The organism is Candidatus Margulisiibacteriota bacterium (assembly GCA_041650855.1).
Lineage (GTDB): Bacteria > Margulisbacteria > WOR-1 > O2-12-FULL-45-9 > XYB2-FULL-48-7 > JALOPZ01.
Map to the genome: position 1 here is coordinate 329185 of JBAZKJ010000002.1, position 22080 is coordinate 351264.

At 58.3% G+C, this 22080-nt stretch carries 23 protein-coding genes and 3 tRNA genes; 21 read left to right on the top strand and 5 right to left on the bottom strand.

All coding sequences use genetic code 11. The annotated features are described in order from the left end of the window. The first annotated feature begins 4 nt into the window (after nucleotides 1-4). The 13 genes from WC529_06420 (at nucleotide 5) to WC529_06480 (ending at nucleotide 12932) form a co-directional block, all read left to right on the top strand. Nucleotides 5-1231: an FtsX-like permease family protein gene (locus tag WC529_06420; GenBank protein MFA5113909.1), complete on the top strand. Its 1227-nt coding sequence runs from the start codon at nucleotides 5-7 to the stop codon at nucleotides 1229-1231. Nucleotide 1232: 1 nt separating this feature from the next. Further along, nucleotides 1233-2456 (top strand): FtsX-like permease family protein, encoded by a 1224-nt coding sequence (locus WC529_06425; protein MFA5113910.1) that lies wholly within the window; start codon nucleotides 1233-1235, stop codon nucleotides 2454-2456. 47 nt (nucleotides 2457-2503) lie between these two features. After that, nucleotides 2504-3199: an ABC transporter ATP-binding protein gene (locus WC529_06430; GenBank protein ID MFA5113911.1), complete on the top strand. Its 696-nt coding sequence runs from the start codon at nucleotides 2504-2506 to the stop codon at nucleotides 3197-3199. Then, entirely contained in the window at nucleotides 3177-4400 is a 1224-nt protein-coding gene (locus tag WC529_06435; protein MFA5113912.1) for an FtsX-like permease family protein, read from the top strand. Before WC529_06430 ends, WC529_06435 begins: the two co-directional genes overlap by 23 nt. Nucleotide 4401: 1 nt before the next feature. Continuing rightward, nucleotides 4402-5625, top strand: coding sequence for an FtsX-like permease family protein (locus WC529_06440; protein ID MFA5113913.1), 1224 nt, complete (start codon nucleotides 4402-4404; stop codon nucleotides 5623-5625). A gap of 13 nt (nucleotides 5626-5638) precedes the next feature. Further along, nucleotides 5639-6385, top strand: coding sequence for an outer membrane lipoprotein-sorting protein (locus WC529_06445; GenBank protein ID MFA5113914.1), 747 nt, complete (start codon nucleotides 5639-5641; stop codon nucleotides 6383-6385). Then, complete coding sequence (locus tag WC529_06450) at nucleotides 6382-7464, top strand: hypothetical protein (GenBank protein MFA5113915.1); 1083 nt, start codon at nucleotides 6382-6384, stop codon at nucleotides 7462-7464. The genes WC529_06445 and WC529_06450 overlap by 4 nt, the downstream gene beginning before the upstream one ends. Nucleotides 7465-7520: 56 nt before the next feature. Then, nucleotides 7521-8012, top strand: coding sequence for a sigma-70 family RNA polymerase sigma factor (locus WC529_06455; protein MFA5113916.1), 492 nt, complete (start codon nucleotides 7521-7523; stop codon nucleotides 8010-8012). Beyond that, nucleotides 7999-8280, top strand: a complete 282-nt coding sequence (locus WC529_06460; GenBank protein MFA5113917.1) for a hypothetical protein — start codon at nucleotides 7999-8001, stop codon at nucleotides 8278-8280. The genes WC529_06455 and WC529_06460 overlap by 14 nt, the downstream gene beginning before the upstream one ends. 62 nt (nucleotides 8281-8342) lie before the next feature. Beyond that, nucleotides 8343-8789 carry a periplasmic heavy metal sensor gene (locus WC529_06465; protein ID MFA5113918.1) on the top strand — a complete coding sequence of 149 codons (447 nt, stop codon included), beginning with the start codon at nucleotides 8343-8345 and terminating at the stop codon, nucleotides 8787-8789. Nucleotides 8790-8803: 14 nt separating this feature from the next. Continuing rightward, nucleotides 8804-10036, top strand: a complete 1233-nt coding sequence (locus tag WC529_06470; GenBank protein ID MFA5113919.1) for a TolC family protein — start codon at nucleotides 8804-8806, stop codon at nucleotides 10034-10036. Continuing rightward, the gene (locus tag WC529_06475; protein MFA5113920.1) at nucleotides 10033-10974 is read left to right on the top strand and encodes an efflux RND transporter periplasmic adaptor subunit; all 942 of its coding nucleotides are present in this window, start codon (nucleotides 10033-10035) and stop codon (nucleotides 10972-10974) included. Before WC529_06470 ends, WC529_06475 begins: the two co-directional genes overlap by 4 nt. Then, nucleotides 10974-12932 carry an ABC transporter permease gene (locus WC529_06480; GenBank protein ID MFA5113921.1) on the top strand — a complete coding sequence of 653 codons (1959 nt, stop codon included), beginning with the start codon at nucleotides 10974-10976 and terminating at the stop codon, nucleotides 12930-12932. Before WC529_06475 ends, WC529_06480 begins: the two co-directional genes overlap by 1 nt. 3 nt (nucleotides 12933-12935) lie before the next feature. On the opposite strand, the gene WC529_06485 is transcribed toward WC529_06480, so the two are convergent. Both WC529_06485 and WC529_06490 read right to left on the bottom strand, forming a co-directional pair. Next, nucleotides 12936-13649 (bottom strand): hypothetical protein, encoded by a 714-nt coding sequence (locus WC529_06485; protein MFA5113922.1) that lies wholly within the window; start codon nucleotides 13647-13649, stop codon nucleotides 12936-12938. A gap of 16 nt (nucleotides 13650-13665) precedes the next feature. Next, entirely contained in the window at nucleotides 13666-14766 is a 1101-nt protein-coding gene (locus tag WC529_06490) for an HD domain-containing protein (protein MFA5113923.1), read from the bottom strand. A 61-nt stretch (nucleotides 14767-14827) separates the two neighbouring features. Here WC529_06490 and WC529_06495 point away from each other — a divergent pair, with 61 nt between their 5' ends. Next, entirely contained in the window at nucleotides 14828-15088 is a 261-nt protein-coding gene (locus WC529_06495) for a hypothetical protein (GenBank protein MFA5113924.1), read from the top strand. Here the strand turns inward: WC529_06495 and WC529_06500 are convergent. Both WC529_06500 and WC529_06505 read right to left on the bottom strand, forming a co-directional pair. Next, a complete protein-coding gene (locus WC529_06500; protein MFA5113925.1) occupies nucleotides 15082-15720 on the bottom strand; it encodes a hypothetical protein in 639 nt (212 codons plus the stop codon). The two genes, WC529_06495 and WC529_06500, sit on opposite strands and share 7 nt — an antisense overlap. A 38-nt stretch (nucleotides 15721-15758) precedes the next feature. Beyond that, entirely contained in the window at nucleotides 15759-16337 is a 579-nt protein-coding gene (locus WC529_06505) for a Mov34/MPN/PAD-1 family protein (protein MFA5113926.1), read from the bottom strand. A 92-nt stretch (nucleotides 16338-16429) separates the two neighbouring features. On the opposite strand from WC529_06505, the gene WC529_06510 reads away from it, so the two are divergent. The 6 genes from WC529_06510 to pyrR all read left to right on the top strand — a co-directional run bounded on the left by WC529_06510 (nucleotide 16430) and on the right by pyrR (nucleotide 20255). Continuing rightward, complete coding sequence (locus WC529_06510) at nucleotides 16430-18427, top strand: sodium-translocating pyrophosphatase (GenBank protein MFA5113927.1); 1998 nt, start codon at nucleotides 16430-16432, stop codon at nucleotides 18425-18427. Nucleotides 18428-18498: 71 nt separating this feature from the next. Then, nucleotides 18499-18572, top strand: a tRNA-Arg gene (locus tag WC529_06515). A 7-nt stretch (nucleotides 18573-18579) separates the two neighbouring features. Next, nucleotides 18580-18666, top strand: a tRNA-Ser gene (locus WC529_06520). An 11-nt stretch (nucleotides 18667-18677) separates the two neighbouring features. Then, nucleotides 18678-18764, top strand: a tRNA-Ser gene (locus tag WC529_06525). A 10-nt stretch (nucleotides 18765-18774) separates the two neighbouring features. Further along, entirely contained in the window at nucleotides 18775-19674 is a 900-nt protein-coding gene (locus WC529_06530) for a hypothetical protein (protein MFA5113928.1), read from the top strand. A 29-nt stretch (nucleotides 19675-19703) separates the two neighbouring features. Beyond that, nucleotides 19704-20255 carry a bifunctional pyr operon transcriptional regulator/uracil phosphoribosyltransferase PyrR gene (pyrR, locus tag WC529_06535; GenBank protein ID MFA5113929.1) on the top strand — a complete coding sequence of 184 codons (552 nt, stop codon included), beginning with the start codon at nucleotides 19704-19706 and terminating at the stop codon, nucleotides 20253-20255. Here the strand turns inward: pyrR and WC529_06540 are convergent, their stop codons facing one another. Next, nucleotides 20256-21113 carry a hypothetical protein gene (locus WC529_06540; GenBank protein MFA5113930.1) on the bottom strand — a complete coding sequence of 286 codons (858 nt, stop codon included), beginning with the start codon at nucleotides 21111-21113 and terminating at the stop codon, nucleotides 20256-20258. An 83-nt stretch (nucleotides 21114-21196) separates the two neighbouring features. Between WC529_06540 and WC529_06545 the strand changes: the two genes are divergently transcribed. Further along, complete coding sequence (locus WC529_06545) at nucleotides 21197-22078, top strand: hypothetical protein (protein MFA5113931.1); 882 nt, start codon at nucleotides 21197-21199, stop codon at nucleotides 22076-22078. Nucleotides 22079-22080 lie beyond the last annotated feature (2 nt).

Sequence of the window (22080 nt, forward strand, 5' to 3'; positions counted from 1 at the left end):
TTAAATGCTCATTAAGTTGGCGTGGCGTAATATTTTCCGCAATTTCCGCCGGACTTTCTTTACCTTTATTGCTATTGCGATCGGCCTGGGACTGATGCTGCTGGCCGACTCGATGCTCTCCGGGATCGATGCCCAATCTTTCGCCAAGATCATTGATTATGAGACCGGCCACGTTAAGATCTTCCAGCGCGGTTACCAGCAAGATAAAGATAATCTGCCGCTTGATAAATTGATCACCGCGCCGGCCGGGGTGATCGATACTGTCCGCCGCGACCCCGCAGTTGCCGGCGTCACTTCCCGGGTCAACTTCCGGATCATGCTTTCCGACCGGATCGACCAGATCCCGGCGATCGGCATTGCCGTTAACCCGGCCGATGACGAGTCGGTCTTTCTGTTGAAGCAGGGGTTAACGCAAGGCGAGTTCCTGGTCAGCTCCGAAGAGGCGATGCTGGTCGGCAAGAAGCTGGCCGATGATTTTGGGGTCGGGGTCGGCGACTACCTGACCGTTCTGGCCAGGACCAAATACGATACTTACCAGGCGCTCGACCTCCGGATCAAGGGGGTCCTGCAGACCGAGGATCCCCAGATCGACTGGTATTCGATCGTCATCCCGCTCGACGTCGGCCAGAGCTCGCTCGACCTGAGCCGGGGTGTCACAGAGATCGACATCAAGTTGAAGGATATCAACGCAGTCGACCAGTTCAAGAATAAATTGGCCAAAGAACTTCCCGGCTTAGAGATCGCCACCTGGAAAGAGATGGCCGAAGATGTCCTGGCCATCTCCAAGGCAAAATATTCCGGCACCTTCACGATCTTCGGCTGCATTGTTTTGATCGCCCTGATCGGCATCACCAACACGATCCTGATGGCCGCCTTTGAGCGGGTCAAGGAGATCGGGATGATGGGGGCGATGGGGATGAAACGCGGCCAGATCGTCCGGCTCTTTGTCCTGGAAGGGACAATGATCGGCCTGCTCGGCAGCATCACCGGTTGCATCCTTGGCGCTCTGCTGATCGGTTTCTGGATGGTCCCGTACGGGATCGATTTTTCCGCCTTTATGCGGGAGATGGGGCCGATCGGCTACCGGACCACCGGCAAGTTCACCGGCCAGTGGCATCTGATCATGTTTCCGGTCGCTTTTATCTTTGGTCTGGTCGTGTCAGCCTTGACCAGTATTTATCCGGCCAGAGTGGCTTCACGAATGGAGCCGAGCGAGGCGTTGAGGAAATAAGATGTTCAGATTAGCTTTAAGGAATGTTTTGCGCAATAAAAGGCGGTCGTTCCTGACCGGGCTCTCGATCGCCTTCGCGGTGATGGTCGTCATCTTTCTCTGGACGTTCGTTTCCGGGATCATCAGCGGGATGTTCCAGAATTACGTGACCAATTCGGTCGGCCATATCCGGATCATGAACGCCGATTATCGGAAAAGGGAGACGATGCTGCCGCTTAGCGCCACGGTTTATAATTACCAGAATGTCATCAATCAGATCGAACGGGACCCGAACGTGAAGCTGGCGACCGGCCGGATCAAGTTCGGCGTCCTGATGGATATCAAGGGGAGGAACAAGCCGGTCCTCGGCGTCGGCCTTGATCCGGTCAAGGAAGAGTCGGTCATCGGTCTGTCAGGCAAAATGGTGTCCGGTAGGATGTTCGCCGGCGGGACCAGCGAAACGGTCGTCGGCCTCGGCCTGGCCAAAGAGTTGGGCCTGAAAGCGGGCGACACGCTCACGGTCATCACCCAGACGGCGCACGGCTCGCTCTCCGGCTTGAACCTGAAAGTCGCCGGCATCTTTAGCCTCGGTGTCCCTTCGATCGATAACCGGACCTTCTATTTGCCGCTTAATCAAGCGCAGCAGCTCCTTGACCTCGATGGCCGGGTGACCGAGATCTTTTTGCTGATCAGGGATCATGATCGGGCGGTCGAAGTGGCAAAAAAGCTGGACAAGACCTTGCCGTCCGGACTAATTGCCGTGCCGTGGCAGGCGAACGGCTTTTTGTTCTACATGATGGTGCTGATCAAGTACATGTACGCCGGGATCTACGCCTTCATCCTTCTCCTGGCCAGCTTCACCATTCTCAACACGATGTTCATGGCGGTCATGGAGCGGACGCGCGAGATCGGGATGATGAAAGCGCTTGGGATGAAAGAAGGGGAGATCGGCCGGCTGATCACTTTGGAAGCGTTGATTCTCGGTGTAATGGCTAGTCTGGCCGGCGCCGCCGGTGGAACACTGCTCGCTTATTACGTCAGCACTGCCGGGATCGATTATACGGCGGCTTTTAAGAGCATCAGGGATATCGAGATCCCGCTCTCTTATGTTTACAAAGGAGAATTCAGCTGGCTGACGATCGGGACCGGTTTTCTGATGGGAGTGTTTTTTTCCGTTCTGGCCTCGATCTTGCCCGCCCGGCGGGCAGCCAAACTGGAGCCAACCGAAGCGATGAAAGCGGGTTGACGAGTTTCCGTTCCGGCCTATAATTGTCGGTAACAGGGGGAGATAACATGGCAGTCGTTAAAATGGAAAATGCGGTCAAGAACTATAAGGTAGGGAAGCTGGAGGTGCCGGCTTTAAGGGGGATCAACTTGGCGATCGAAAAGGGGGACTTTGCCGCCATTGCCGGCCCGTCCGGTTCCGGCAAGACGACAATGCTCAACCTGTTCGGCTGTCTCGACAAGCCGACTGGGGGGAAAGTCTTTATCGAGGAGCACGATATCATCACCCTGAAACCCGACCAGCTGGCCGACGTCCGGAACGAACATATCGGTTTCATCTTCCAGAGCTTTAACCTGATCCCGGTCCTGACCGCGTTTGAGAACGTCGAATTCCCTTTAATTCTCTTAAAAAAGGACGGGCCGGGCATCCGCAAGAAGAAAGTGATGGAGATGCTGGCTTCGGTCGGCATCGCCGATCTGGCCAACCGACTGCCCAGCGAAATGAGCGGCGGACAGCAGCAGCGGGTGGCGATCGCCCGGGCGCTGGTCAAGAATCCCGATTACGTCCTGGCCGACGAGCCGACGGCGAACATCGATACCAAGACCGGCCACGAGATCCTTGATCTGATGCAGGCGATGAACAAGAACCTCGGCACGACGTTCATCTTTTCCACCCACGATCCCAAAGTGATGGAGCATGCCCGGCGGCTGATCCGCGTCCGCGACGGACAAATAGAATCGGATGTTGCTCAAGCTGGCGTATAGAAATATCTTCCGTAATTTCCGGCGGACGCTGTTGACCCTGTCGGCGCTGGCCTTTGCCATTTTAATGTTGATCATCTTCGATTCTTACTTTAAAGGCCTCGATCTTAAAACCTATGAGAAAATAATCAATTACGAAAACGCCCACCTCAAGTATTTTCCGCAAGGTTACAAGGAAGATATCGATAATTTGCCCATCGAGAAAGCTTTTGACCCGGCGCCGGTGCTGGCGGTCTTGCGGGCCGACCCGCTGGTCCAGGCGGCGGCGCCCCGGCTCAGCTTTCGTTCGACGTTGTCAAACGGCGTCGACCAGTTGCCGGCCGTCGGGTTGGCGGTCGATCCGGCCCAGGATCAGACCGTTTTTACGATGAAGCAAGCGGTTAATCAGGGAGAGTATCTGGCTGGGGCCGAAGAAGCAATGGTCGTTGGCGCTGACTTGGCGAAGGATTTCAATGTTAGTCCGGGTGATATGCTGACCGTTCTCTGCCGGACCAAGTATTCGACTTTCCAGGCGCTCGATCTGCCAATTAAGGGGGTTATCAAGAGCGATGACTATGCCATTGATACGAACTCGATCATTGTCCCCCTGGGGTTGGCCCAACAAGCGCTGGATCTGGGGCAGGGTGTGACCGAAGTTAATATTTTACTGAAAGATGTCAAACAGATCGACGCTTTTAAGAAGCAATACGCTGGCCGCTTCCCCGGCTTGGAACTCTGGACCTGGAAAGAAGTGGCGGAAGATGTTGTCGCCCATTCCGAATCTCATGCCATGAGCAAGAACATCATTTTCGCCTGCATAATCATTATTGCGCTGGTCGGGATCAGCAATACTATCCTGATCGCGGCGTTCGAGCGGACGCGGGAGATCGGCATGCTTGGCGCCATGGGGATGAAGCGCCGGCAGATCGTTGGGCTTTTTGTCCTGGAAGGGACGATGATCGGGGTGGTGGGGAGCGCGCTCGGTTGTCTGGCCGGATTATTGCTGGTGGTATTCTGGACCACCCGGTTCGGTTTTGACCTTTCTTTCGCGATGAGGGACTGGGGCAATATTGGTTTTCGGACCGGAGTGTTTTTAGGCGCCTGGAATCTTGACCTGATCCCGCAGGTCTTTGGTTTCGGAGTAGTGGTCGCCTTGCTGTCCAGCATCTATCCGGCGCTGGTCGCTTCGCGCCTGGAGCCGACCGAGGCCTTGAGAAAATATTAGGATGAATTTTATCTTAAAGCTGGCGATCAGGAATGTTTTCCGCAATACCCGGCGGTCGATACTGACCGGCGCTTCGATCATGTTTTCGGTGGCGATCTTGATCTTTGCCTGGTCGTTTATCGAAGGAACGGTCAAGGACATGTCCGACGCTTATATCCGGTTCCAGAGCGGGCATGTCCGGGTCTTGACCAAAGAGTTCGCCAGGCGTGAAAAGATGTTCCCGCTCCAGTATTCGATCGCCGATTATCGCGCGGTGCAGCGGCAGATCGCGGCCACTCCCGGGATCAAGACCGTTACCGGCCGGCTCAAGTTCGGCGTCCTCTTGGATTACGCGGGGAATACCAAGCAGACGTTGGGCATGGGGATCGAACCGGCGGCGGAGGAGTCGATCCTTGAGCTTAATAAGAATATTGTGCAGGGACGGGTGATCCGCGCCGGCACAGACGAAGTCAATATCGGAGTGAACATGGCCAAGGACCTTAAACTTAAGCTGGGGGACATCTTAACGGTTGTGACCCAGACCGCCTACGGTTCCTTGAGCGCCAAGAACTTTACCGTGGTCGGGATCTTTAATTTTTCTTCGCCAACCATTGATCGGAAGGTCTTTTTGATCCCGATCGAGAGCGCGCAGTATTTGCTCGAACTCCCGGGCAGCGCCAGCGAGATTTTCATTATCACCGAAAAAGCCGATGCCGCCCGCCGGGTGGCGTCAATGATCGCCGCCACGCTCGGACCGGGTTATAAAGTAACCGCCTGGCAGGACCAGAGCTCAATTTATATGTTTCTGGTCCTGATCAAGTATCTGTACCTTATTATCTTGATCCTGATCGTTTTACTGTCCGCTTTTACCATTCTGAATACTATGTTCATGACGGTGCTGGAGCGGACGCGGGAGATCGGGATGATGAAGGCGCTGGGGATGACCAACCGTCAGTTGATAATTATGGTGCTGCTGGAAGCGCTGGTGCTGGGCGCCTTGGCGAGTGTAATTGGGATGTTTTTGGGTGCCGCTTTGAGCTACTATATGAGCATTTACGGCCTGGACGTGACTGCTTCCGTCGAGAAAATGGATTTTCCGACCTTTACTGTTTATTACTGCGATTTCAGCTGGACCTATGTTTTCAGCGGTTTTGTGGTCGGCATGGCTTGTGCCGTATTGGCGGCGGTCTTTCCCGCTTTGCGGGCGGCAAAATTAGAACCAACGGAGGCGTTACATGAAATATAAACTCGCGATCCTGATGATCTGGGTGCTGGGGACCGGGTGCTGGGGGATCACGGGGGAGGAAATAATCAATAAGGTCGACGCTAATATGACGTTCAAGACCGCCCGGTCGGAATCGAAGATGGTCATCCATGTTGATCAGGAAGTCAGGGAGAAGACGATGATCGGCTATGATAAGGGGACCGATACGGGCTATGCTGAATTTCTCTCTCCGGCCAGGGACAAAGGGGTCAAGTACCTCAAGATCAAGGATAATATGTGGATGTACCTGCCGTCGGTCGATAAGATCATCAAGATCTCCGGGGCGATGCTCCGCCAGTCGATGATGGGCTCTGATTTTAGCTACGAGGATGCATTGGAGAGCAGCAAGCTGCTGGAAAAATACACCGCCACACTGATCTCCGAAGAGGTTGTCCCGCTTACTTTTCGCGAAGGGGAGAAGCTGGTCCGCCGCCAGCGGCGTTGCTATGTGGTTGACCTGACCGCCAAGGTCAAGGATGTCACTTATTTCCGCCGGGTCGTTTATGTCGATAAAGAACTGTTCGTCCCGGCCCGGGAAGACCTGTTCGCCCTCTCCGGAAAAAAATTAAAAGAAATGACCATGGGGGATGTGCGGCGCTATGGGGTGCGTTATTATCCGACCTACATGACGATGAGCAACCTGCTGCGGGCGAATTCCCAGACCGAACTGTTCACCACCAAGATCGAGTTCGACCTGCCTGTCGATGCCAAGGTCTTTACCCAGGGCAATTTGACAAAGTGAGAAGACTGCTGGTGATAGGGGTCGGGTGGTGGATACTGGGGAGCGTGGCGTTCGGGCTGCAGCTTGCCGGTTCCTACGAGAACGACCTGCTGACCCTGCTCAAGAAGAACGGCAGCGCCGGGCTTGGCGACCTGAACAAACTCCGGCTGAAGCTCGACCAGCAAGCCGGGGATAATTTGGCCATCCACCTTGAGCCCCGCTATTATTTCCTCGCCAAATCGCAAGCGATCTTGGTCACCGGCGCGACCGACCTGGACCAACTGGTCTTTGACCGGGCTTATGCCAAATACCGGACCGATCTTTGGTCGTTGACCGCCGGCAAACAGCGGATCGCCTGGGGGACCGGCTATATCTGGAACCCGGTCGACATTTTTAACCCGATGGTCCTCTCCTTCGCCGTCCGCGATGAAGATAAGACCAATGTCGAAGCGGTCCGCCTGGAAGTGCCGGTCGGTGAAGCGGGCGGGGTCGATGCGTTCGTAGTCGCGGGAAAACCCTGGGAGCAAACGGGGAGAGGGTTGCGGGTAAAGGGGAACACCGGATCGTTCGATCTGGCACTCAGCTACGTCGACCAGGGGACGCTCGGGCATCAGGTCGGTTTAGAAACAGCCGGCGATATCATTAAAGATGTCGGGGTAAGGGGAGAGATCGCGGTCAAGACCGTTCCGGGCCTGAACGGGTATGTCGCTCAAGCGGTCGCTGGCGGCGATTACACGCTCGATAACGGGATCGGCCTCAACTGCGAGTATTATTACAACGGCCTTGGTAGCCGGAACAGCGGCAATTATAACTGGGGAACGGCGGAATCGGTCGGCATGGATTATCTCTATCTTAGCGGCAATAAGATCATCGATGAGATCACGACCGTTACTGTTTCCTTGTTGACCAACCTTGATGACCAGAGCTACATGGTCTACCCGCAATACGCCCGCAATATCGGCCAGAACCTCGACTTATACCTGGAGGGGATGTGGCTGGGCGGTCCGGACGGGTCGGAATTCGTGCCGCCTTCTTCGGCTGATCCGCTCGGTTTCGGCGGGAGCAAGATGGGGCTTGTCCGGCTCGTTTACTCATTTTGACCGGCGCGGAACCTTTTAACCGCCCCAATTGTCCAATATAATGTATGGCAACAGCCATGGCTGCATACGAATTCGACCGAGTTTATCTGGACCACAAGGACCAGGTCTGGCGCCTGGTTAATAAATATGTTGCCGGGCAGCATGACCGGGAGGACCTTTTTCAGGAGGTCTTTCTCAAGGTCCATCAGGCCTTGCCGAAATTCCGCGGCGACTCTTCCCTGGAGACCTGGCTCTACCGGCTCACGGTCAACACGGCGATCAATTACGTCAAGAAACAGAAACGCTATAAGCTTTTTTCCGTTCTCCTGGCCGGTTTAAGGTTCGAAGAGAGCATCCCGACATCGGACGTTGAAGCGACCAGCCTGCTCAAGCCGTTAGAGAAGCTCAACCCGCGCCAGCGGACCATTTTATTGCTGGCTGACGTCGAAGAGTACAAACTCGAGGAAATCGCCCGGCTAATGGAGTTGCCGGTCGGAACGGTTAAATCAAACCTGGCCCGGTCCCGGGCGATCATGCAAAAGGAGTTGAAGCAAAATGACCGATTATAACGAATACCTGAAAGAGTTGAAAAAGGTCAGGGGTCCGTTCGATTCCGATCGGCTCTACCGCGCGATCAAGCAACGGGCAACTGTTAGGTCGGTCGCCTGGGTTTGGCCGACGGCGGTCTCGCTGGCCGGCGCGGTAGCCGTGCTTTTGGTCGGCCTGGTCTTTTTTGTCAACCTGGAGACCGGCAGTGACGAGACGATCGCCAGCTACCTGAACGAAGGCCAAGCCATTAACGGCAGTCCGCTGATTAGTTATGTTTTCGGCGAGTGAGGGAACCTTTGCGTGACTTGGCTTGTCTAATCTGGCAGGATGGGTTTAAAGGAGGAAATAATATGAAAGTGATAATTAAGTCGGTAGCGTTAGCCTTGCTGGTGCTGGTCTTTAGCACCGCCTCTCTGGCGGCCCCGTGGTGGGGCGGCAAAGAGAGAAAGCGCGATCCGGGCAAACAGATCGCCCAGCGGTTAAACTTAACTGCCGCCCAACAGGCGCAATTCAAGACGGCCAGGGAGAAGCTGGAAAAGGAGAACAAGCCGTTATTCGACAAGATCAAGGAGCGTTCCGATAAATTACGGAGTGAGCTGGAAAAAGACAAGCCGGACCAGCGGCTGATCGAACAGTCGATCAAGGAGATCAACGGCTGGCGGACCGAGATCGAGATCAAACGGGTCAAGTCGTTGCTGGAGCTCAAGGCCAGCCTGACGCCGGACCAGCGGCAAAAATTCCAGGGGATGATGCGGCCGCCGCGCCCGCGCGGGTTTGGCCGCGGACCGCAGAAGTGATAGAATAAACCAAGATGTCCTGGCAGAGAACACTGACGATCGTTTGGGCCGCTGTCTATCTGGCGGCGTCCGCCTCAGCGCTCACCTGGCCGGAAGCGCTCAAACTGGCGCAGCGGAACAATCCGGAACTAAAGAGCGCCCGCAAACAGACCGAGGTGGCGCAGTGGAGCCTGTACCGCAGCTATTCGTCTTTCCTTCCCCAACTTTCGGCCAATGCTTCGACCGGCCAGTCGACCTCAGGAACCCCGGCGACGACGGCCAACAGCTCGTCTTACGGTTTAAGCGTCTCCCAGACGCTCTTTGCCGGCCTGGATAACTATTATAGCGCCCAGTCGGCCCGGGCCAGTTACGATTATTATCAAGCGGCCCTGCAAAAAGCGGAAGCCGACGTCTATTATCAGCTCCGGCAGGCGTTCGTCGACCTGGCGCTGGCCGACGAGAACGTCACCCTCTACCAGCAAATACTGGAGCGCCGGAAAAATAACAGCGATCTGATCGGGCTCCGCTACGACAGCGGCCGCGAAGACAAAGGGGCGCTGCTGCGGACGCAAGCCGACCAGGCCGATGCCGCCGCCGCCGTGACCGCGGCGGAAAGGGCCCAGACGTTGGCCGGCCTTAAGCTTTCCCAGCTCATCTCCGCGGAAGCGGCAAAGGCCGACGGCGAACTGGCCGCCAACAGCCTGGCCGTGCCCGATTACGGCCAGCTCCTGGCGGCGGCTCCGGCCAACGCGATGAACCTGAAACAATTAGAAAGGGCCGAGATCGCGCTGCGGCAGACGATCGGCGAGTTCCTGCCGAACGTTTCCCTGAGCGGTTCGTACCGCAGAAGCGGCACCGATTGGCCGCCGCAGAGCAACAGCAACAGCTGGTCGCTGAACCTGTCTTATTCATTGTTCCCGGGCGGGGCGAACATTGCGGATCGGGTCATTTATACGGCGCAGTACGATCAGGCCAAACAGGATTTCCAGAACGCCAGCAACGACCTCCGCTACGGCTTGCAGTCCGCTTACCAGGCGCTGCTCGACGCGCTCGAGACGGAAAAGACCGCCCAGCTGTCGCTCTCTGCCGCCGCCCTGCGGGCGGAGATCGCCCGGACAAAGTACATCAACGGCCTGGTCAGCTACGACGAATGGGACCGGATCGAGAACGACTACATCAGCGCCCAGCGGAATTTATTATTACGGAAGAAAGCGGCCCTTTATGCCGAAGCGGCGTGGTACAACTCATACGGAGGTTACGTTAAATGAAAATCAGAAATTTGGGGGTCTTGTTCGTCGGGGTTTTAATGCTGACTTCCTGCGCTCCTAAGAAAGAGGTCCCGCTCGAGCTGGTGAGCGCCGCCAAGGGGGATATCGAATCGAGCATCCCGGCAACCGGCACGGTGATGCCGCGCAATCGCCTGGAGATCAAGCCGCCGGTCGCCGGCCGGATCGAATCGGTCCTCGTCAGCGAGGGGCAGGAAGTTTACAAAGGACAGATCATCGCCTGGATGAGCTCGCTCGACCGGGCGACCTTGATCGATGCCGCCCGGGCCAAGGGGGAAGAAGAGGTCAAGCGGTGGGAAGAAATGTACAAACCGACGCCGGTCATCGCGCCGATCAACGGTTTCATTATCCAGCGGGGCGTGGAAGCGGGGCAAAGTCTGACCAGTAACGACGTTGTCCTGGTGATGGCCGATAAATTGATCGTTAAGGCGTCGATCGACGAGACCGACATCGGCCGGATCAAGGTTGGCCAGCAGGTCAAGATCGTCCTAGATGCTTATCCCAAAGAAGAGATCAACGGGAGCGTGGAGCATATCGCCTACGAATCCAAGGTCGTCAGCAATGTCACCGTTTACGAAGTGGACGTTATCCCGGATACCGTGCCGTCATTCTTCCGCGCCGGAATGAGCGCCACGGTCAATTTTTCCCAGAACGCTCGGGCAGGGGTCCTGACCGTGCCGCTCAAGGCGATCAAGAAGCGGGGTAAAGCGGTCTACGTTTTCAAGCCGAGCGCCGATAACAAGACCGCTCAGGCAGTCCAGATCGAGACCGGGCTGGAGAACGGCGACAACATCGAGGTCATTTCCGGCCTGGCCGAGGGGGAGAAAGTGGCCGTCCCGACCAAAGCGATGACCGACGCGCTTTCCCAGCGGCGCGGCCCGCCCAATCTGAATCCCTTCGGTACCCAGCGTAGCCGCTAATGAGCTTGATCGAGATCAAAGGCCTTTGTAAAACTTATTACATCGGCGGCAAAATACCGGTCTACGCCCTGCGCGACGTTTCTCTGTCGATCGAACCGGGAGAATTTGTGGCCATTATGGGGCCTTCCGGTTCCGGTAAATCGACCCTCTTGGCCGTTCTCGGTTTACTGGACCGGCCGGATTGCGGCGAATACCGGATCTTGGGCAAGGAAGTTTCCCGTTTGACCGAAAGGGAAACGTCGCGTCTGCGCAATCATCTTCTCGGTTTTGTCTTCCAGGCGTTCAATCTGCTCCCCCGGCTCGATATCGTCACCAATACGATGCTCCCTTTTGTCTATGATGAGGGGATCACGGAGGCGAGCCGTAAAGCGGCGAAAGAACTGCTGGGCAGGGTCGGGCTCGGCGATCGTCTCCGCCACCGGCCGACGGAACTGTCGGGCGGACAGCAACAGCGGGTAGCGCTGGCCCGGGCGCTGGCCAACAAACCGCTGGTGATCATGGCCGACGAACCGACGGGAAACCTGGATACCAAGTCCGCCCAGGAGATCATCAATTTATTCAAAGAGATCAACCGCCAGGGTAATACCATTATCATGGTGACCCATGAACCGAACCTGGCGAACGAAGCCAGCCGGCGGATCACGCTCTCCGACGGCCGGATCGTTTCCGACGAGCGATTGCGGGAAACGGCAGGCGGCGCCGTTTCTCTGCCGGAACTCAAGCCGCGCAATTTTAATCTCTTTTCCCTGAGCCGTTTGGCGAACTATTTCAATGAGGCCTTTCTCTCTTTGCTGACGAACAAGCTCCGCTCATTCCTGTCGATCCTCGGCGTGGTCATCGGCGTCGGTGCGGTCATCGCCATGCTGGCGATCGGGACCGGCGCCCAGCGGCAGGTGGAACAGTCGCTCTCGGCGCTCGGGACCAATTTGCTCAGCGTCCGGACGTCGTTCCGGCAGGGCGGGATCTCGCTCGGCTCCGATTCGGTCCCCCGGTTCAATCTCGAGGATTTGAAGGCGCTGCAGGCGCTCGATGGGGTGAAGTACGTTATCCCTTACGTCCAGGGGAGGGGGCAGGCCGTTTACGGCAACCGGAACTGGAGCACCAGTATTAACGGGACGAGCGTCGATTACCAGTATGTTCGCGACGCGGTTCCGGTCCAGGGGAGATTCTTTACCCAGACGGAAGAGCACCTGCGTGCCAAGGTCGCCGTTCTCGGTAAGCAGGTGGCCGACCAGCTTTTCCCGGACGGGAACCCCCTCGGCAAGTGGATCAAGATCAACCGGATCAATTTCCAGGTGATCGGCGTCCTGCCGGAAAAAGGGGGAGGCGGGTTCATGAACCAGGATGACCAGATCTTTGTTCCGCTCTCGACCGCGATGCACCGGCTGCTCGGCCGCGATTACATCAGCAATTTCGACGTCCAGGCCCAGAGTGCCGACGACTTGACCGGCCTGGCCGAAGAGATCGGTCCGCTGTTGGTTCGGCTCCATCGCTTGCCCGCTTCCCTGTCCGACAGCTACGACGTCCGGAACATGGCCGACATCCAGAAAGCGGCGAGCGAGACGGTCCAGACTTTTTCTTTCCTGCTGGGGGCGATCGCCGCGGTCAGTCTGCTCGTTGGCGGCATCGGCATCATGAACATCATGCTCGTCATGGTGATGGAGCGGACGCACGAGATCGGGCTGCGCAAGGCGCTCGGCGCCGAAGACCGCGACATCATGACCCAATTCCTGGTCGAGGCGGTATTGATCTGCGGTCTGGGCGGGCTGATCGGAGTAGGGGTGGGCGGCATCATTTCGTTCTCGATCGGCGCGGCTGCCGGCTGGTCGGTCGTGATCACCGCGCAGTCGGTCCTGCTCGCTTTTGTCTTTTCGGTGCTGGTCGGGGTGGTGTTCGGCCTCTGGCCTGCCAGAAGAGCCTCGCGGCTGCTGCCGATCGAAGCGCTCCGCTACGAGTAAGCGCTACTTCCGCAAACCGCAGCGAACGATGATCACCGCCTGGTTGTCGGGGGTTTCCTGCAAAAAGATCTGGCAGACCAGCTCGTTCTGCCGGTAACCGTTCATCGCCTCGGTGACGTTCAGCTGGTCGGCGCTAAACCCCATTTTAACCAGGGCGGAACCGATCGCGCCGGCCGTTTGGTTGACGGCGGTAAAATCCCCGTCCACCGGCACGGTCGCGGTCATTTCAAACCCGTCGACGTCGACCTGGTCGCCGCCCGGCAGCAGCCAGGGAAAGGTCGTGGTCAGCGGGCCGGAGAAGACCAGGCCGCTCCGTTTGCGCAGGAAACGGAAGACCGGATTGCAGCGCCGGCTCCGGTCGCTCCCCCGCAGGACGACTGCGGTCCCGTCCTGGACGTAACGCAGAGCGTTCCCCTTGATCAGGAGCGCGGAGCATTCATAAGTGTTGTTCTCGTTGGCGAACAGGAGGAGCTTGTCGCCGTTGATCGTGTAGGTCCCCGATTCATAAGGACGGCCGGTCAGCGTCGTGTTGAAATAGTGAACGTCGTCCGCGCCGGCCGAAAAATAGTAATCGGAAGCGTCGGCGCCGGCCACGGTCTGCCATTCGCCCAGGATCTCGTCGGCCGAGGGGACATGCCCCTTTTGGTTGAACGAGCAGGCGGACAAGATCACGCCGAGCGTCAATAAAAAGGCGGCCAGGCGTATCGCGGTTTTCATGGCAGCGTCAATTTTATCATAAATTGGCGCGCGGGGGCGCTTGATTGCCGAAACGGAGCCGGTTGAAAAGGGCGAACGCCTGCTGGTCGGTCAGCGCGACGATGTTGTCGATCACCGCCCGGGCGTCGCCCCGGTGCTGCTCCGCGAAATAACCGATCAGGACGTTGAGGCAGGCGGCGATATTTTTGCGGAATTCGACGTTGCGCCGGCTGTAGTAAATGTGCTGGTAATTGAAGTCAAAAAGCCGGTCGAGCGGTTCGCGGACCAGCGGGCTCAGCGCGATCTCGCCCCGGCCGGCGCTCATCTCGATCACGTTCGTCGCCAGCGCGTTGATCATCTCGCTGGTCTGGCTGCCCAGGATCTCGGTGATCCCGGACGGCAGCTGATCGCGGCTGACCAGGCCGAGCCGGATACCGTCCTCCAGGTCGAGCGGCAGGTAAGAAAGGCGGTCGGCAAGCCTGACCACGCACGCTTCCAGGGTCGAGGCCGGCTCGTTGTCGCGCAGAGAATATTTGCCGGGGCGGAGGACGGCGTCCTTGGTCTCGCCGTCGTGTTTCAATATGCCTTCCTGCACCTCATAGCTCAGGTTCAGGTCGGCGATCTCCCGCACGATCCGCAAACTTTGCCGGTTATGCTTGAACGGTTCGCCGAGCTTTTCCCGGCTGTATTCGCTCAAGATCTTTTCCCCCTCGTGGCCGAACGGCGAATGGCCCAGGTCGTGCCCCAGGGCGATCGCCTCGGCCAGGTCTTCGTTCAAGCCCAGCGCCCGGCAGATATCGCGGGCGAGCTGGGCGACCTTGATCACGTGAAAGAGCCGGGTATGCACCTGCTGGCTGCTCGGCAGCGGCAGCGATTCCGGCGAAAAGACCTGGGTCTTGCCCGACAGGGCGGTAAAATAGGGCGAATAGATGATCCGGTCGCGGTCGCGGACAAAAGCGGTCCGGTATTCGCAGGGGAGCTCGAGGCGCGCCCGGCCGAGCGACTCCACGCTTTTGGTCGCGTGCCGCGCCAGGCCGGCCAATTCGGCCATCTCGACCTGCGGCCGCAAAACCGGCAAGGTTCTCGGCCTGCCGGCCAAGAGCCGCAAATAGTGCTGGACATTGCTGGCGATCTTCATGCTACAATATCCTTGATTTGGCGGCCGAATTTCAAAAGAATTGTTAAAGGGGGAGAAAAAAATGCCGATCGTCTTAAAAGCGCTGGTGTTGCTGGGCGGGTTGACCGGGCTGCTGTCGGGTCTAGCCATGCTGCTCCTGTTCGAAAAGTTCATGGCGTTCAATGATTACATAAACAAGAACTTTTTCCGGGCGAAAGGTTATGACTGGCACCAGTACGGCTGGGAGCACTGGCTGTTCACGATGAGCTATCTGACCGCGGTATTCCTGATCGCGGCCGGCGGTTACCTGTTATACATTTTTTCGCAGTACGCCCCTTACTGAGCGATCTTGTTGAGCGACCGGGGCGCGTAGCGGTCGTAGCGGATGGTGTTCCAGGCGGCGAACAGTTCGGGCTTCGCCCGGGCGGGCAGCTTTCTCACCCCAGCCGGTTTTGCCGCTTTCTTTGACCCCGCGCTTTGCGCCAGCTTGACCGCGCCGGCTTCTTCGGCCGGGACGGCGGCGATCATATCCATCGTGAAGTTGAGACTGCGCAGGTAGCGGTCGAACGGCGGGACAGCTTTATAAACCCTGATCAGGTCCATCAGATTTTTCGTTTTCCGGAACTTCCGGTACCATTTCTTCTCGGCGATCGTCGCCTGGGTGTACTGGATATTATGCTTGATGGAGCGGAAGCGGGCGCCGCCGTTGCTGATCCCGGTAAAGTTGTAGCTCCGTTTCGGGCAGTTCTTCCCCCAGGTGCTTTCCGCGCCGGCGAGCGCCATATATAAGCGGTAATCAAGCTGATAGCGGTCGGCTTGCTCGACGATCTCCCGGCCGTAGCCGCGCAGCGGGCTGGAAGGGCAATAGCGCTCCAGGAATTTTTCGATCCGGTGCGGGCGCAGGTCCCGGGCCGCGGCCAGGCCGGCGGCCAGCAGGCAAAAAAGCAGGGCAAGACAGAGCCGTTTATTGCGCATCAGGAGAATATCGCCCATTGATTGACCTGATTTCAACCTCAGGCGAAAGTGCTGAAACTGGAGGCGTCCCAGTTGCGCGGGTCCAGCTTGGGGTAGACCGGCATCCGGCCGCCGACCATGCCGTCGACCATATCGGCAAGCCGGTCCAGGTATTGGGGCGTAGCGCCGGCGGAGAGCTGGGGCTGGCCGGTCCGGATATCGACCACGGTGGCGCCCAGGTCGCTGATGATCTGGATGTCTTCCGCGTACAGCCGGCCGTTCTCGACCCGCCAGGCGAACAGCTCCGGATTATAACGGTCTTTGAGGCCGACGATAAACAGGTATTTCTGGTTATGGGTCAGGTCTTGCGCCGAGGGGAGCGGCACGCCGCCCGGGTGGCTGTGGTAAACGCCCAGGTACTCCAGCTTATGCTTGACCAGGAACCGGTAAGCGAGCTCGATGTCGTCGGCGCCCAGGGCGAAGGTCTGGGTCCGGTCGCCCAGGTTTTTATTGGGGATCGGCAGGACGCCCAGGATCCGGTTGTCGTGGCCGCCGAGAAAACCGCCGGTCTCCTGGGGGAAGCAAGCCTGGGCTTGCTTCATGATTATATTGTATTGCCGTTCGGTAATGATAAACATATTTTTACGAAACAATCGGACTGTTGAATTTTATTATAGCATAGTTTATAATGCGTCCTGTTTGATCTTGGAAAATCGAAGGGAGTAATAAAATGTTAGGTTACATTTCCTGGTCCCTGGCCGCCGGTCTGCTGGGTGTCTTGTTCGCGGGGTATCTGTTCTGGAAAATCCTGCAGATGCCGGCGGGGACGGCGAAGATGAAAGAGATCTCCGGCCTGATCTATGAAGGGGCGATGGCCTACCTGAACCGGCAATACCGGGTAGTCCTGATCTTTATCCTCTTTATCTTCCTGGTGCTGACCTTTCTGATCAATATATATGTGGCGCTGGCCTATGTTTTCGGCGGCGTTTGTTCCATGCTGGCCGGTTACATCGGCATGAACGCGGCCACCCGGGCCAACGTGCGCACCGCCAACGCGGCGGCCGGCAAGAACCAGGCCCAGGCGCTCGGCGTCGCTTTTTCCGGCGGGGCGATCATGGGAATGGCGGTCGCTTCGATCGGCGTGCTCGGCTTGGGCCTCATTTTCTTCTTTGTTAAAGGGGTCGCCCTGAAGGCGGCGGTCGTCGGCGGTTATTCCATGGGCGCTTCTTCGATCGCCTTGTTCGCCCGCGTCGGCGGCGGTATTTACACCAAATCGGCCGACGTCGGCGCCGACCTGGTCGGCAAGATCGAGGCCGGCATTCCCGAAGACGATCCGCGCAACCCGGCGGTCATCGCCGATAACGTCGGCGATAACGTCGGCGACGTAGCCGGTATGGGGGCCGATCTCTTTGAATCGTACGTTGGCGCCGTGGTGGCGACCATCGCGCTCGGCGCCCTGATGCTGAGCGCGCCGTTCCAGTGGATGATCCTGCCGATCCTCTTGATCGCGGCCGGCACGGTCGCTTCGATCGTCGGAGTCCTGTTCATTCAGGTGATCCAGGGGATGAACCCGCAGGCGGCGCTCCGCTACGCGACCTACGTCGCCCAGGGCCTGTTCATCATTGCCGCTTTCTTCCTGACCAAGATGGTCGTCGGCAACGTCGGGATCTTCTGGGCGATCCTTTCCGGCATCCTGGCCGGGATGGCGATCGGCATCATTTCCGAATTTTACACTTCCGGCAAGATCCTGAAGGAGATCGCCGAGGCTTGCAAGACCGGCCCGGCCACCAATATCATCGCCGGTTTGGCGATCGGGATGAAGAGCACCATTTTCCCGATCCTCTCGATCTGCGCGGCGATCTGGGTCTCTTACCTGTTCGGCGGCCTGTACGGCATCGCTATCTCCGCGGTCGGCATGCTCGGCACGACCGGGATCATCATGTCGGTTGACGCTTACGGCCCGATCGCCGATAACGCCGGCGGGATCGTCACCATGTCTGGCCTGCCGTCCGAGGTCCGCAAGATCACCGATACGCTCGATTCGCTCGGCAATACGACGGCGGCGATCGGCAAGGGCTTTGCGATCGGTTCGGCGGCCTTGACCGCTCTGGCGCTTTTTGTCGCTTACACCCAGGCGGTCGGGATTAAATCGATCGATATCCTGAAGGCGGACGTGGTGATCGGCCTTTTCCTCGGCGGCCTGATCCCTTTTGCTTACGTTTCGATGACCATGCAGGCGGTCGGCCGCGCGGCGTTCAAGATGGTCGAAGAGGTCCGCCGCCAGTTCCGGGAGATCAAGGGCTTGATGGAAGGCAAGGCGAAGCCGGAGATCAAGAAATGCGTTGATATCGCGACGACCGCGGCCTTGCACGAGATGGTCGTTCCCGGCATTTCCGCCGTGCTGATCCCGGTCGTGGTCGGCGTCGTGCTCGGCGGCGAGGCGCTCGGCGGCTTGCTGGCCGGTTCGCTCTGCGTCGGCGTCCCGATGGCGATCATGCTGGCCAACGCCGGCGCGGTCTGGGACAACGGCAAGAAGCTGATCGAAGACGGTTACTTGGGCGGGAAGGGTACTCCGGTCCACGCGGCGGCGGTCGTCGGCGACACCGTGGGCGATCCGTTCAAGGATACCAGCGGTCCGGCGATGAATATCTTATTGAAGCTGATGTCGATCGTTTCCCTGGTCCTGGGCCCGGCGATCGTCCAGTTCCATCACGTGCTTTTTAGATAATTTATTTTCTTTAGCTGACAAAAAGGGGAGCTTTCGCGGCTCCCCTTTTTTGTGTTATTATAGTGTTTAGCGCGCCCATAGCTCAGCTGGATAGAGTACTTCCCTGCGAAGGAAGGGGTCGGGCGTTCGAATCGCCCTGGGCGCATATTTCTGGAAGGGTGTCCGAGTGGTTGAAGGAGCACGCCTGGAAAGCGTGTTTACGGGAAACCGTAACGAGAGTTCGAATCTCTCCCCTTCCGAATTTTTTCTTGGAGGAGTGGCCGAGTGGTTGAAGGCGGACGCCTCGAAAGCGTCTTTACCAGCAATGGTAACGGGGGTTCGAATCCTCCCTCCTCCGATTTACTAAAATGATAAAAATAGGTCCCGAAGGTTGGGTAGCCGAGCTTTCGGCCGACTTCACCTATGACAACGTCAAAAAGGTGGGGCGGGCGATCGCCGTTTTTCTGCTCACCCACGACCAGGCGGCAAAACCTTTCCTGGTCAGTTACGATCCCCGTTTCCAAGCTGAACGGTTCGCGGTGGAGCTTGCCAAGCTGCTGGAATCGGCCGGCATTAACGTTCTTTTTACCGAACGAGATACCCCCACGCCGATCGTCGCCTGGGAGACGGTCGACCGGGGAGCGGCCGGCGCGGTGTCCGTGACCGCCAGCGGCCGGGGTCACCGGTTCAGCGGCCTCAAGTTCATTAAGCACGGCGGCGCCCTTTGCCTGGCCGATTGCGCGAAAGAGATCGAAACCTACGTCTTCCTGGAGCGCTCGACCGCCCAACCGGCGAATATCCCCAACCAGATGCTGCTCAATTACCAATCGGCCGTCAGCCAGATCGGCCGCGGGAACAAGGGGACGGTCGAACGGTTCGAGCCGCGCGAACGCTATTTTAATTACCTGGCCGCCCAGCTCGATCAGGCCCGGATCAGGAAAGCCGCGCCGCTCATCGTGGTCGACCCGCTGTTCGGCGCGGCCCGGGGTTATGTCGATCTCTTTTTACAGCGTCTGGGCTGCCGGGTCGAAGAGCTGCACGGCAAAAGGGACGTGTTGTTCGGCGGGTTGGAACCGAACCCGGTCGAGCCAAACCTGGCCGAGCTGCGGGCCAGGGTCGCGCAGTTAAAAGCGGACCTAGGGCTCGCTTTTAACGCCGACGCCAGCGCTTACGCGGCGATCGGCCGGGACGGCGGTTTCCGGGCCGGGGCGGCCGCCGCCGATCCGCTCCTGGCGGCCGTCCAGGAAGTGGCGCGGCTGGGACTGTGATATAATACGTTCACGAGGAGATGGTTATAATGGCAAAAAAACTTAAACCGGATACCAATGTCAAAGTCGTGATGGACGAGGTGGAGATGAACCGGGCCCTGCGGCGGATCGCGCACCAGATCATCGAGACCAATAAAGGGGTCGAAGGCCTGTTGCTGGTCGGCGTCATGCAACGCGGCGTACCGCTGGCCAAGCGCCTGGCCGAGATCATTGAGTCCCAGGAAGGGAAAAAGGTCCCGGTCGGCAAGCTCGACGTCTCGCTGTACCGCGACGACCTGACCAGCAAGGGGAAATACATCGAGGTCCGGCAATCGGAGATCCCGTTCAAGATCGACGGCAAGGTGGTCGTGCTGGTCGATGACGTGGTCTTTGCCGGCCGCACGGTGCGCGCCGCGCTCGACGGCCTGAAGGATTACGGCCGGGCGTCCAAGGTCGAGCTGGCGGCGCTGATCGACCGCGGCCACCGCGAACTGCCGATCCATCCCGATTTTACCGGCAAGGTTCTGCCGACGGCGAAGAAGGAAGAGGTCCGGGTGGAAGTGATGGAGATCGACGGGGTCGACCGGGTCGTGATCAAGTAGTTATTCGCAAACCGGCTGTTTGACCGCCCGCTGTTCCTGCCGGACGCCGTTGAACCGCGGCAGGATAACGACCTGCCGGCCGTTCTTGAAACGGAGCAAGTTAACCCCTTTGGCCGGGATATATTTCTGCCAATCGTGCACGCCGATCAGCTCATCCCCTTTGGCGGCCGGGACCAATTCCGGTTGAATAAGATCGATCTCCACGTAACCGGCGTTCAACCGCTTTTTTAATTCCCAACCGAAAGAAGAGTCGGCTTTTTTTGCCGGCGGGGCGACGTCGTTGGCGGTCAGTTCATGATAAGTGACGACCGATTTTCCCTGGCCCAGCAGAACATCGACCGTTCTCAAGGTGCGGGCCTTGACCGGCCAGGCATTTTGCTGCAGGGTCCGCAGATATTCCTGGACATTGTTGGCGGCGACCCCGTGCAGGGAGAGGCCGAGCGCCTGCGCCTGGCGGAACGTCTCCGTGATGCCGCAGTAATCGTGGGCAAAACTGTACCATTCGGTCAGCTCCGGCCCGAACTGTTTTTGCCGGGGATAATGAGCGGCTTCGGTCTCCGCGGCGGAGGAAGAAGGCAAGTCGGCCAGGACCAGGGCGGAAAACCCTTTCTGCTTCAAGAGCGGCAAGGCCTGCCGGTTAAAACTGGCAAGCGGGGAAGGGAGATTGGAATATTCCTTTTTCGGCAGGGCGCCGAAAGAGACGACTTTGACCTGGTCGCCAATGATGAGCGAGAGCGCCTGGGCCAGGTCGTCATAATGGACCAGTGCCGTTTTGGCCGCCGGGGCTTCCGCCGGCGCCGCGGCCGGCGCGGACGATTGGGCGACAACGTTATACCCGCCGCTGATCAGCATTGTCATTCTGCTTTGTTGTCGATGCGGGGGAGGCGGAATTTCAGGGGAAATCATGAAATTGCCGCGGCGGGCGAACGATACAATGCCAGATGAATATCGCGGCGCTGACCTATAATGTCTCTTCATTGTACGGGCGAACCCCGCCGGTCTGTTCGGCCAAGAACGGAGGGGCGGGGACCGGCGCAGTCTCCCATTTTACTTCCGTGACGGAGGCCGTCTCTTCTCTCCTGGCCGAGAGCGCTCCCCAGGTCATCGCGTTCGGGGAATTCCATCCGCAACCCGGTTATGATTACCGGACCGCCAAAGCTTATTTTGCCGACGAAGTGATCCCGTTACTGGCCGAAGAGGGGATCACCGATCTGGTGGTAGAGCAGCTATTGGACGAACCGATCATCGCAACGGAATTGGCTTATTTCGCCGAGACCGGCCGGATCGGGACTTACTCGACGCCGACGCTTTGGCGGACGATCAAGCGCTACGTTGACCAGGCCGATCTGCTGCGGATCATTACTACCGCCCGGCGTTACGGCATCAGGGTCCATCCCGGCGGCATGACCGAAGCGCAGGCGGCGGAGACGATCTGGCGCGCCGACTGGTACTCCGACCGGACCGTCCAGCTTACCGGTTGGCAATATGCCGAGGAAGCGGGGCGGAGAACGGCCGATCGCTTAATGCAAGCCGGCGTCCGTTTCGCGGTTTACAACGGATTCCGGCACCACGCGGCCCATGCCGGTCAGATCGCGGCGGAGGAGGGTGGGTCGAATTACGGAGCTTACCTGGCGCGAACGCTCGGTGAAAGTTATGTTGAAGTTGAATTGTTCCCGGCCGGCGGATTAAGGACGCTGGGCCAAAACTCGCTCGACTTTCTCGGTCTTGGCGATTGGGCGGAGTTGGCGCCGGCTGGCGGCGTTAACCTGATCGAGCGGCAAACAGGTTCGATCCTGATCCCGGCAGCGGCCCTCAATAATTAAAC

Excerpts from the sequence above, each read along its gene's own strand:
- WC529_06545 (MFA5113931.1), top strand. The coding sequence starts at position 21,197 with ATGAATATCGCGGCGCTGACCTATAATGTCTCTTCATTGTACGGGCGA.
- WC529_06445 (MFA5113914.1), top strand. The coding sequence starts at position 5,639 with ATGATCTGGGTGCTGGGGACCGGGTGCTGGGGGATCACGGGGGAGGAA.
- WC529_06465 (MFA5113918.1), top strand. The coding sequence starts at position 8,343 with ATGAAAGTGATAATTAAGTCGGTAGCGTTAGCCTTGCTGGTGCTGGTC.
- WC529_06430 (MFA5113911.1), top strand. The coding sequence starts at position 2,504 with ATGGCAGTCGTTAAAATGGAAAATGCGGTCAAGAACTATAAGGTAGGG.
- WC529_06475 (MFA5113920.1), top strand. The coding sequence starts at position 10,033 with ATGAAAATCAGAAATTTGGGGGTCTTGTTCGTCGGGGTTTTAATGCTG.
- pyrR (MFA5113929.1), top strand. The coding sequence starts at position 19,704 with ATGGCAAAAAAACTTAAACCGGATACCAATGTCAAAGTCGTGATGGAC.
- WC529_06540 (MFA5113930.1), bottom strand. The coding sequence starts at position 21,113 with ATGACAATGCTGATCAGCGGCGGGTATAACGTTGTCGCCCAATCGTCC.
- WC529_06440 (MFA5113913.1), top strand. The coding sequence starts at position 4,402 with ATGAATTTTATCTTAAAGCTGGCGATCAGGAATGTTTTCCGCAATACC.
- WC529_06510 (MFA5113927.1), top strand. The coding sequence starts at position 16,430 with ATGTTAGGTTACATTTCCTGGTCCCTGGCCGCCGGTCTGCTGGGTGTC.
- WC529_06500 (MFA5113925.1), bottom strand. The coding sequence starts at position 15,720 with ATGCGCAATAAACGGCTCTGTCTTGCCCTGCTTTTTTGCCTGCTGGCC.
- WC529_06470 (MFA5113919.1), top strand. The coding sequence starts at position 8,804 with ATGTCCTGGCAGAGAACACTGACGATCGTTTGGGCCGCTGTCTATCTG.
- WC529_06460 (MFA5113917.1), top strand. The coding sequence starts at position 7,999 with ATGACCGATTATAACGAATACCTGAAAGAGTTGAAAAAGGTCAGGGGT.
- WC529_06435 (MFA5113912.1), top strand. The coding sequence starts at position 3,177 with ATGTTGCTCAAGCTGGCGTATAGAAATATCTTCCGTAATTTCCGGCGG.
- WC529_06425 (MFA5113910.1), top strand. The coding sequence starts at position 1,233 with ATGTTCAGATTAGCTTTAAGGAATGTTTTGCGCAATAAAAGGCGGTCG.
- WC529_06480 (MFA5113921.1), top strand. The coding sequence starts at position 10,974 with ATGAGCTTGATCGAGATCAAAGGCCTTTGTAAAACTTATTACATCGGC.
- WC529_06505 (MFA5113926.1), bottom strand. The coding sequence starts at position 16,337 with ATGTTTATCATTACCGAACGGCAATACAATATAATCATGAAGCAAGCC.
- WC529_06455 (MFA5113916.1), top strand. The coding sequence starts at position 7,521 with ATGGCTGCATACGAATTCGACCGAGTTTATCTGGACCACAAGGACCAG.
- WC529_06485 (MFA5113922.1), bottom strand. The coding sequence starts at position 13,649 with ATGAAAACCGCGATACGCCTGGCCGCCTTTTTATTGACGCTCGGCGTG.
- WC529_06495 (MFA5113924.1), top strand. The coding sequence starts at position 14,828 with ATGCCGATCGTCTTAAAAGCGCTGGTGTTGCTGGGCGGGTTGACCGGG.
- WC529_06490 (MFA5113923.1), bottom strand. The coding sequence starts at position 14,766 with ATGAAGATCGCCAGCAATGTCCAGCACTATTTGCGGCTCTTGGCCGGC.
- WC529_06530 (MFA5113928.1), top strand. The coding sequence starts at position 18,775 with ATGATAAAAATAGGTCCCGAAGGTTGGGTAGCCGAGCTTTCGGCCGAC.
- WC529_06420 (MFA5113909.1), top strand. The coding sequence starts at position 5 with ATGCTCATTAAGTTGGCGTGGCGTAATATTTTCCGCAATTTCCGCCGG.